Here is an 8,934-nt window from a genome sequence, read left to right as displayed (position 1 = left end):
TAGCTTATTAGAGAACGCAGGAGCACGTTCTCCTGAATAACCATTCTCTGCAATCAACGCCGTGCCTCTAAAGCGTTTAATTCTCGCTGAATGATCGAATATTTATGCGAATTGGTATAAGTACCTATTTATTACTAATTAAGTATGATAGAAATGTAGTCTGGCGAGATAAAATAATGAATATTACAAGGAATTTTTATGCATTACTTCAAATTAATAATATTACTGGCTGTCATTTCAGGATGTGCATCAACTAAACCTGAAGAAAATACAGAACAAGCAGTCATTGAATATAATAATAATAACGAAATTGCCTCTATTGTTGCCAAACCAAGAAGAAATTTATGTTTATTAACCGACAATTGTTCATGGTTAGGTGCGACTTGGACGGCTGAATCACCCAACGAAGTTACTTTACTTGTTCACTTCAGGGCTGGATTTAATTTAAAACAAACCACTTTATATATCGATAAAGTACCGGTTGTTTTAGTTAAGGGAAAAGAAGTTACACAATTTGATAGTCACTCAGGCGCATTCCCTGGTATGCGTGGTGATGTTGAAAGTTCTACCTTAGCTTACAGAATGCCGATAGAAATGTTTGAGCGAATCCTAGCGGCGAAAACCGTCGAGATAAGCATTGAACCGTACTCTCGACATAAGCGACATTTTTTCGATAAAGTTGCAACAGAAAACAAACACGGATATGGTTTTAAAGCTATAGAATCATTAATGAAAGCGCTCAATAAAGCGTAGCCCGATAAATAAAAAAGCGCTTTAGCTAGCTACTAACTAAAGCGCTTAAATAGTTAAATATTCATCTCTTTTACTTGCTCGCTTACCACGAGGTCGCCTTGGGTGAGCGTTTTGATTTGTTCAATTGAAACGCCTGGTGCGTATTCGAGCAAATGAAACTTACCATCAATGATCTCAATATACGCTAGATCGGTTAATATTTTTTTGATGCACCCTTTGCCGGTTAAAGGTAAAGTACATTGAGATAAGAGTTTGGATTCACCATACTTCGAGGCATGTGTCATGGTTACGATAATATTATCGGCACCTGCCACTAAATCCATCGCCCCCCCCATACCTTTAATTAACTTTCCGGGGATCATATAAGAAGCAATATTACCGTATACGTCAACTTCAAACGCACCTAATACCGTTAAATCTACATGACCACCACGTATCATCGCGAATGATTCAGCACTAGAAAAAATTGATGCTCCTTTTGCAACCGTAACCGTTTGTTTACCCGCGTTAATTAAGTCAGCATCAATTTCTTCTTCAGTTGGAAATTGTCCCATCCCAAGTAGGCCATTTTCTGATTGCAACATGACTTCCATATTCGACGGTACGTAGTTTGCTACTAATGTTGGAATGCCAATACCTAAATTAACGTAGAAACCATCTTGTAACTCTTGTGCAACACGCTTTGCCATTTGTTCTCGTGATAATGCCACGGTTATTCCCCTTCGCTTTGTCTAACGGTTCTTTGCTCAATACGCTTTTCAAACTTACCTTGAATTAAACGATCAACATAAATTCCAGGTGTGTGTATTTGATCGGGTTCGAGCTCTCCAGCGGGTACAATTTCTTCGGCTTCTACAACAGTAATTTTTCCAGCAGTTGCCGCCATCGGATTAAAGTTTCGCGCGGTTTTACGATAAATGAGATTACCATAGGTATCAGCTTTCCATGCTTTAACTAAAGCAAAATCGCCTTTGATACTTTCTTCAAGAATGTAACTTCTACCGTTGAAGTCTCGTACTTCTTTGCCCTCACCCACTGGTGTGCCATAGCCCGTAGCCGTATAAAAAGCAGGAATACCGGCACCCGCCGCACGCATTTTTTCCGCTAGTGTACCTTGCGGTGTTAACACAACCTCTAATTCACCACTTAACATTTGACGCTCAAACTCTGCATTTTCGCCAACGTATGACGCGATTATTTTTGCTATTTGACGATCTTTTAGTAATACACCTAAACCAAAGTCATCAACGCCACAATTATTAGAAACTATTGTGAGCCCTGTTGTACCTTTACGTTTTACTTCACTAATTAGATTTTCTGGGATCCCACAAAGACCAAAACCACCGGCGATGATCGTCATATTGTCTTCAAGACCAGCAAGTGCTTCTTGGTAACTTGCCACTACCTTATTGAATCCTGACATGTTTGTTCCTATTTAACTGTCCAACCGCCATCCAGCACTAGGGCTTGACCGGTCATATTTCTGGCATTTTCACTCGCAAGAAATTGCACGGTTGCGGCTATTTCTTCCATATCGATAAAGGCTTTTTTCGGCATTGGTGCCAACATTATTTTTTCAATCACCTCATCCTCGCTAATGCCATGTTCTTTTGCTTGATCTGCAATTTGTTTTTCCACTAGAGGGGTTTTGACATACGCAGGACAAATGGTATTTATCGTGATATCGCAATCAGCAGTTTCTAGCGCGATAACCTTAGAAAAACCGATTAATCCGTGCTTAGCTGCCACATAGGCCGATTTATAAGGTGAGGCAACTAAACCGTGAATCGAACCAATATTAATAATGCGTCCAAAACCATGTTCACGCATTTTAGGTAATATTGCTTTGCAGGTTCTTGCCGGCCCCGTTAACAATATATCAACGATTTTTTGCCAAGCCCCCATCGGGAACTCCTCTAACCGTGAAACGTGTTGTATGCCTGCATTATTAATTAAAATATCAATTGGTGTATTGCCGAGTGTTTCCACTAAGTGAGCAATATCATTTTCATTGGTTACATCAAGTTTATATGCATCAACAGAAAAACCTTCTGCTATTAATGTTTGTTTTGCTTGTTGCGCCGCTTCTTCGCTGACATCGGTGATAATCACCGACGCCTGTTGCTTTGCCAGTAATTGAGCAATGCTAAAGCCAATACCGCTTGCAGCTCCGGTAATAAGGACCGTTTTATTTTTCATTACTCCTGCTCCAAAAAGTCACTTAACGTTTTAGCTTTTTGTTGTATGGTGAATAAACCGTCTAAGTGTCCCCACATGCCATTAATTTCTTCGTACTGGCTTTTATCCCCTAACATTTCATGGGTTTTTTTCGCCATTTCTGGATACAACAATAAGTCGTTAGTAGCTGGTAAAAACAGTGATTTCGCGGTTACTTTCGCTAAACTTGCTGATAAATCATTATTATGTCCTGCAATAAATAGTTGACTTGCCCGCACAAGATACAAAATATGATTAGCGTCCATTGTATTTACTCTGGCTTTTGCTGCGCCATATAGCCAATCAACCACAGGAAACGTTGCATTAATATCGTTTAAAGCGCCATCTACTATATTCTTATGGGTAGGATTCGAAGCATTAAAAATCGCAGGATGCATTGCTTCTTGAGTAATAGTGGCAAGCGAATACATTAAACCCGTATTAGGAGCTACACTTTGATAATAATCACCGTTATTCCACTTTGGATCTTGTTTGATTGGTGCTGACCATTTTTCTAATCCTGCGACTAACCACGCATCAGATTGGCCAATACCAATAACTGACACCATACGTTCAACCATATCAGGGTAAGCGACAGCCCACTCTAACGCTTGCATTGATCCCATAGAAGCGCCAATCACAGCATGTAATTTGTTAATTCCTAAACTATCTATTAGTGCTTTTTGTACATTAACAAAGTCGCGAATGGTTACTACTGGGAAGCTTAATCCATAAGGCTTACCCGTTTCAGGGTTGATACTTGCAGGCCCAGTTGTAATAACCTTTTTATCAAAGGCACTAGCATTAACTAACGTATCAGAGCTGATCACATAGTATTTATTGGTATCAATGGCTTTTCCAGGGCCAATAATGCTATCCCAATAACCAGGCATTGCATCTTGCTTACTGTATTTTCCTGCTGCATGTGAATTACCCGTGAAGTAATGAGTGATTAAAATGACATTCGATTTATCTTCATTCAATGTGCCGTAAGCTTCCCAGCCAACATTCACTTGCTTGATTAATTTGCCATTAAAGGTTTTGAAGTTATCTAAGGTGAACTTTTGTTTTTCTACGATAAGCTCGCTTGCCCAAAGGTTGCTAGCAAACACAAGTAAAAATAAACAAATTGTGCGTTGAAAATTCATCATAAGGTTCTCTTTTTATTAAAATAATATAAACAAACTAATAGCAAGTATTAAGCCTATCAGAGGGACGATACCTGTCATAGCAAACATCGACCAATATGCACTCGCATGCGTTTCTTTACAGATTGCTCTTATCGTTGTAACAACATAACCGTTATGCGGTAAGGTATCTAATGCACCAGAGCTGATTGCCACTACACGGTGAAGCTCTTCTGGATTAACCCCTTGATCTAAATAATGCGGTGCTAATAACGGTAATGCGATTGCTTGGCCACCTGAAGCAGAGCCAGTTAAACCTGCAATCACGGTTACCGCAACAGCAGCGCCGATGAGTTCATTACCGGGTACCTGAGTCATAATTTCTACTGCTAGCTGAAAGCCGTCTGTTGATTTAGCAACAGCTCCAAAACCAACGACAGCAGCCGTATTACCAATAGCTATTAATGCTCCATTAGTGCCTTCTGTAACCGCACTAGAAAGATGATGAAAATATTTATTGTTGATCAGTAAAATACTGATCACACCACCAGCCAATGCAATAATTAATGCGTTATGACCAAAGTCATGATGTAACGTAAACGATAAGCCAAGTACCACTAATAAAGGAATCACACCCGTGATTGGATGTGGATAATCACGTTCAGGTATTTCAGGATCATCCTCACGGTGTTCAAACACTTCACCATTAGCGACAGCTTTACCAATTAAACGGTTAAGCCACCAATAACCAAACAATGCCATAAACAAGGCAACGACCAAACTGACTTCCCAACCAGCATAAGGTGTGGTGCCTAAATACTTAATTGGGATCCAGTTTTGAATTTCTGGAGAGCCAGCTGAAGTCATGGTGAAGGTAACAGAACCGAAGGCAAGCGTTGCTGGAATAAAACGACGTGGTAAATTTGCATCTTTAAACAAACTTAACGCCATCGGATAAACCGAGAAAGCGACCACAAATAAGTTAACCCCGCCATAAGTTAAAATGGCGCAGGCAGCTACTACCGCAAATACCGCTTTTTTCATGCCAAGTTTGTCGACAATATATCGTGCTACGCTGTCAGCTGCACCCGTATCTTCCATAAATTTGCCGAACAATGAACCAAGCAAAAACATGAAAAACCAAGCAGCAATAAAGCTGGTAAAGCCTGACATATAGGTACTAACAAAATGTACATCACCCGTGAGTAACGTCATACCATTTGTTAGTGCAACAAAAAGTGCACACAATGGGGCGCTAATGAATAAATTCATCCCCCGCATGGTAAGAATCACGAGCAATATAAGCCCTCCTACCAAGCCAATCATACTTATCATAAGCCGTTCCTGCGTTATATTAGAGTTATTTTTTGACTGAAAATAGTTCACTCACAACACGCGGCATAGTTACGGTTGATGCTTTTATCAACATTCAATACGTAAATGACTTATTCATTATTAAACGCGAACGCAGAAATAGGTATAGTACTTAAGTACCACATACAGATGGAAACGCTTCGACTAGATTAATAAGCGACTGAAACATAATCACAACAAATAACGATAAACATAAACCTATAGATAAAAAAGATAAGAAGAAATCCATCGGGGGAAGTATGAAATATACAAACATAAATGTGAACAAGGCTTCACGCTACAGCAAATCACTCTGTGCTATCGCAATTAGTTCAGCGATCTTTTCAGGTAATATTATTGCGGCAGAAGAAGCCGTTAAACAACAAGGGTTAGAACGCATTGAAGTTACAGCGCGTAAAACCACTGAAAGTTTACAAGAAGTACCTATTGCCGTCACGTCAGTTGGCGCTGCAGAATTAGCAGAAAATGGCATTGCAAACATTACTGAGATAGAGCGATTTTCTCCAAACACCACGTTACAATCAAGTCGCGGAACAAACTCAACACTTACTGCCTTCATTCGTGGTATTGGTCAACAAGATCCTTTATGGGGCTATGAACCGGGTGTTGGTATATATATCGATGACGTTTACATGGCTCGACCGCAAGGGGCTGTGCTAGATTTACTCGATGTTGAACGCATTGAGGTGCTACGTGGCCCACAAGGGACACTTTATGGTAAAAACACCACGGGTGGTGCGATTAAATACGTCACCAAGCCCATGTCAGGCGACACTGAATTTAACATCGAAGCAACGGTTGGTAGTTATAACCAACGCGATTTAAAAATTACCGGACAAATACCGTTAATTGACGAAAAGCTTTATCTTGGTTTTGGTCATGGCACACTAAACCGTGATGGCTTTGGTGAATTTTTGGTAGCTCCTGCCGGTGAAGATACTGAAAACTATAACAAAGATTTAACAGCATCACGCTTAACATTAGAATTTCACGCCACTGATAATTTATTCATGCGTTTAGCGTGGGATAAAACCGATGATGATTCAAATTCCAAGGGCGGGTATCGACTACTACCGAGTTTATTAGCACCAGATGCTGCTATTCCTGATAGCAAATTTGATTCTTACACCAGCTTGCCGACTTGGAATAAAGTTGAACTTGAGGGCTTAAGTTTAACCATCGACTGGCAAGCAACTGATAACCTCTCATTCAAGTACGTGGGAGCAAGCCGTGAAAGTTATTCACCAACTAATATAGATTTTGATAACACTAGCTTGCAAATTTTTGATGTACCTGCGGTGTATGATGACGAAAACTCAAGCCATGAGATCCAAGCAAGTTACCGTGGTAATGGCTTTAATATAGTGGGTGGTTTATATCACTATTCAGGTGAGTCTTGCGGTAAGTATGATGCGATCATCTTTTTAAGTTTAACAGCTGAAAAATCAGGCTGTAATGAGAGCGACTCTGTTGCTGCCTATATACAAAGCAATATTGATTTAACCGACAAAATGTCGTTAACACTAGGTGCTCGTTATACCAAAGAAGAACGTAAAGCTGATGTGTATTCAGATACTTACGCAAGCATTGTATACCCTTACGACAACTGGATTGACGGCTATACGCAAGATCCTAATTTACCGCAAACACAAGTGTTAGGTAAAGATAGTAACGGTGATGGCATTTTAGATACCATGAAATCTGATGAATGGTCACGCTTTACGCCACGTATAGGTATTGAATATCAAGCTGACAGCGATACCATGTATTTTGCCAGCTACTCACAAGGTTTTAAGTCAGGTACCTTTAATCCAAGAGCTGGTGCTAATGAAAACGCAGCTGATCCAGAAATCGTTGACTCTTTCGAAATTGGTTTGAAAAAAGATTGGACTGATAACTTAAGAACTAACATAACCGCCTTTGCAACCAAACATGAAGATAGACAATATATTGTTGTTCTACCACAAGAAAACCCAACAGATTTAGGTCAAAACTTAGCAAATGCGGCAAGTTCTGATGTACAAGGTATTGAAGCAGAGGTTACATGGTTAGCCAGTGAAAACTTAACGATAAATATGGCTTACGGGCACATTTCAGCTGATATTGAACAAGATGAAAATATTAACGTTCCGTTAGTCGGCTTATCAAATACTCCCGATAACACTTTTAGTGTATCAGCGAATTATCTCTTAGAAACAGACATGGGTATTTTTATGTTTAATACCGGTTATTACTATCGCGATGAATACATTATCTTCGAAGATGATGATTCATTAAATCAAGATGGTTTTGGCCAAATAAACGCCAGCATCACGTGGGAAGGAAATGATGGCAATTGGTACGGTGGCTTACACGCGAAAAACATTACCGATGAAGAGTACATGGTAGGTGGTTATAATTTTACAAGCCGAAACCCTGACGGTACTTATGGTCCTGGTTTTGGTGGCGATACCACATTGATTGGCTACTACGGGGATCCACGTACCATTCACTTAACAGTAGGCTATCGTTTTTAACATAGCATCAACTAAACAGAAGGGGGCACTAGCGCCCTCTTCTTCATTCTGTTTAAATAGTCGTATTAAGGTTTATTATGAGTGAAGATGTTGTGAAATTAGCAGTTGCCGATGATCATCCATTATTTAGAACTGCATTAATTCAAGCAGCGAGTAAGGTATTACCAACTAGCGAAATAATTGAAGCGGATTGCTACGACAATCTTATCAAAGTGATTCAACAACACCCTGATATTGAACTTATTTTCCTTGACTTAAACATGCCAGGCAATGAAGGTTTTACAGGGTTAACCTCAATCAAAAATGCCTATCAAGACATTCAAGTGGTCATGGTTTCTGCGACAGAAGAGCCCAGTGTTATCAGCAAAGCTATTGATTTAGGCGCAAGTGGGTATATCCCTAAATCAGCCTCATTAGATCAAATTGCCGCCGCAATCGAAGAAGTATTAGATGGTGAAACCTGGTTACCCGCCGGAATTGATCTTACGAACATTGAGCCAACTCCAGCTAAAGCACTCGCTGATAAACTCCATAAACTCACGCCTGCACAATATCGTGTATTACAAATGATCGCGGATGGTTTGCTAAACAAACAAATAGCCTGGGAAATGAATATTCAAGAGCCAACCGTTAAAAACCATGTGTCGGCCATTCTACAAAAACTACAAGTAAATAATCGCACTCAAGCCAGCATGTTATTTCAAAACCTAAAACAAATGTCTGCCAATTAGCACACAGCTATACAGTCTTGAGAATTATTCTCGATATTAGAGTTTCTCTAATACCAATTCGCATAAAGATTAAGTCAGTTCAGAGCGATGTCAGAGCTGGGAGAATAAGCGAAACGTGTGCTGGTATAGTTGTTCTACATCAAACACGTTTTGCGCAATTATCGCGCCTCTAACACGCTCCCAAAGGGCGAGTTTAAACGCTTCATAGCCCGTGTT

At 39.9% G+C, this 8,934-nt stretch carries 8 protein-coding genes; 3 read left to right on the top strand and 5 right to left on the bottom strand.

Annotated features, from left to right (window positions below; translation table 11 throughout):
- Positions 1–198: 198 nt before the first annotated feature.
- Positions 199–753, top strand: coding sequence for a hypothetical protein (locus BI291_RS15945; RefSeq protein ID WP_074499946.1), 555 nt, complete (start codon positions 199–201; stop codon positions 751–753).
- A gap of 53 nt (positions 754–806) precedes the next feature.
- Here BI291_RS15945 and BI291_RS15940 read toward each other — a convergent pair whose 3' ends face one another.
- From BI291_RS15940 to BI291_RS15920, 5 genes are read right to left on the bottom strand one after another with little or no spacing between them, the layout of a single operon-like run.
- A complete protein-coding gene (locus BI291_RS15940) occupies positions 807–1,463 on the bottom strand; it encodes a CoA transferase subunit B (protein ID WP_074499943.1) in 657 nt (218 codons plus the stop codon).
- Positions 1,464–1,465: 2 nt separating this feature from the next.
- The gene (locus BI291_RS15935; RefSeq protein WP_074499941.1) at positions 1,466–2,176 is read right to left on the bottom strand and encodes a CoA transferase subunit A; all 711 of its coding nucleotides are present in this window, start codon (positions 2,174–2,176) and stop codon (positions 1,466–1,468) included.
- An 8-nt stretch (positions 2,177–2,184) separates the two neighbouring features.
- Positions 2,185–2,952: a 3-hydroxybutyrate dehydrogenase gene (locus BI291_RS15930; protein ID WP_074499939.1), complete on the bottom strand. Its 768-nt coding sequence runs from the start codon at positions 2,950–2,952 to the stop codon at positions 2,185–2,187.
- A complete protein-coding gene (locus BI291_RS15925; RefSeq protein ID WP_074500024.1) occupies positions 2,952–4,118 on the bottom strand; it encodes a homoserine O-acetyltransferase in 1,167 nt (388 codons plus the stop codon). Before BI291_RS15925 ends, BI291_RS15930 begins: the two co-directional genes overlap by 1 nt.
- Positions 4,119–4,136: 18 nt before the next feature.
- Positions 4,137–5,432 (bottom strand): GntP family permease, encoded by a 1,296-nt coding sequence (locus tag BI291_RS15920; RefSeq protein WP_074499937.1) that lies wholly within the window; start codon positions 5,430–5,432, stop codon positions 4,137–4,139.
- Positions 5,433–5,710: 278 nt separating this feature from the next.
- Between BI291_RS15920 and BI291_RS15915 the strand changes: the two genes are divergently transcribed.
- Both BI291_RS15915 and BI291_RS15910 read left to right on the top strand, forming a co-directional pair.
- Entirely contained in the window at positions 5,711–7,987 is a 2,277-nt protein-coding gene (locus BI291_RS15915; RefSeq protein WP_074499934.1) for a TonB-dependent receptor, read from the top strand.
- 77 nt (positions 7,988–8,064) lie between these two features.
- Positions 8,065–8,718 (top strand): response regulator transcription factor, encoded by a 654-nt coding sequence (locus BI291_RS15910; protein WP_074499932.1) that lies wholly within the window; start codon positions 8,065–8,067, stop codon positions 8,716–8,718.
- The last annotated feature ends 216 nt before the right edge of the window (positions 8,719–8,934 follow it).

This window comes from Thalassotalea sp. PP2-459, from assembly GCF_001913705.1.
Classification (GTDB): Bacteria; Pseudomonadota; Gammaproteobacteria; order Enterobacterales; family Alteromonadaceae; genus Thalassotalea_C; species Thalassotalea_C hakodatensis.
This window is presented reverse-complemented; position numbering and strand designations above follow the sequence as displayed.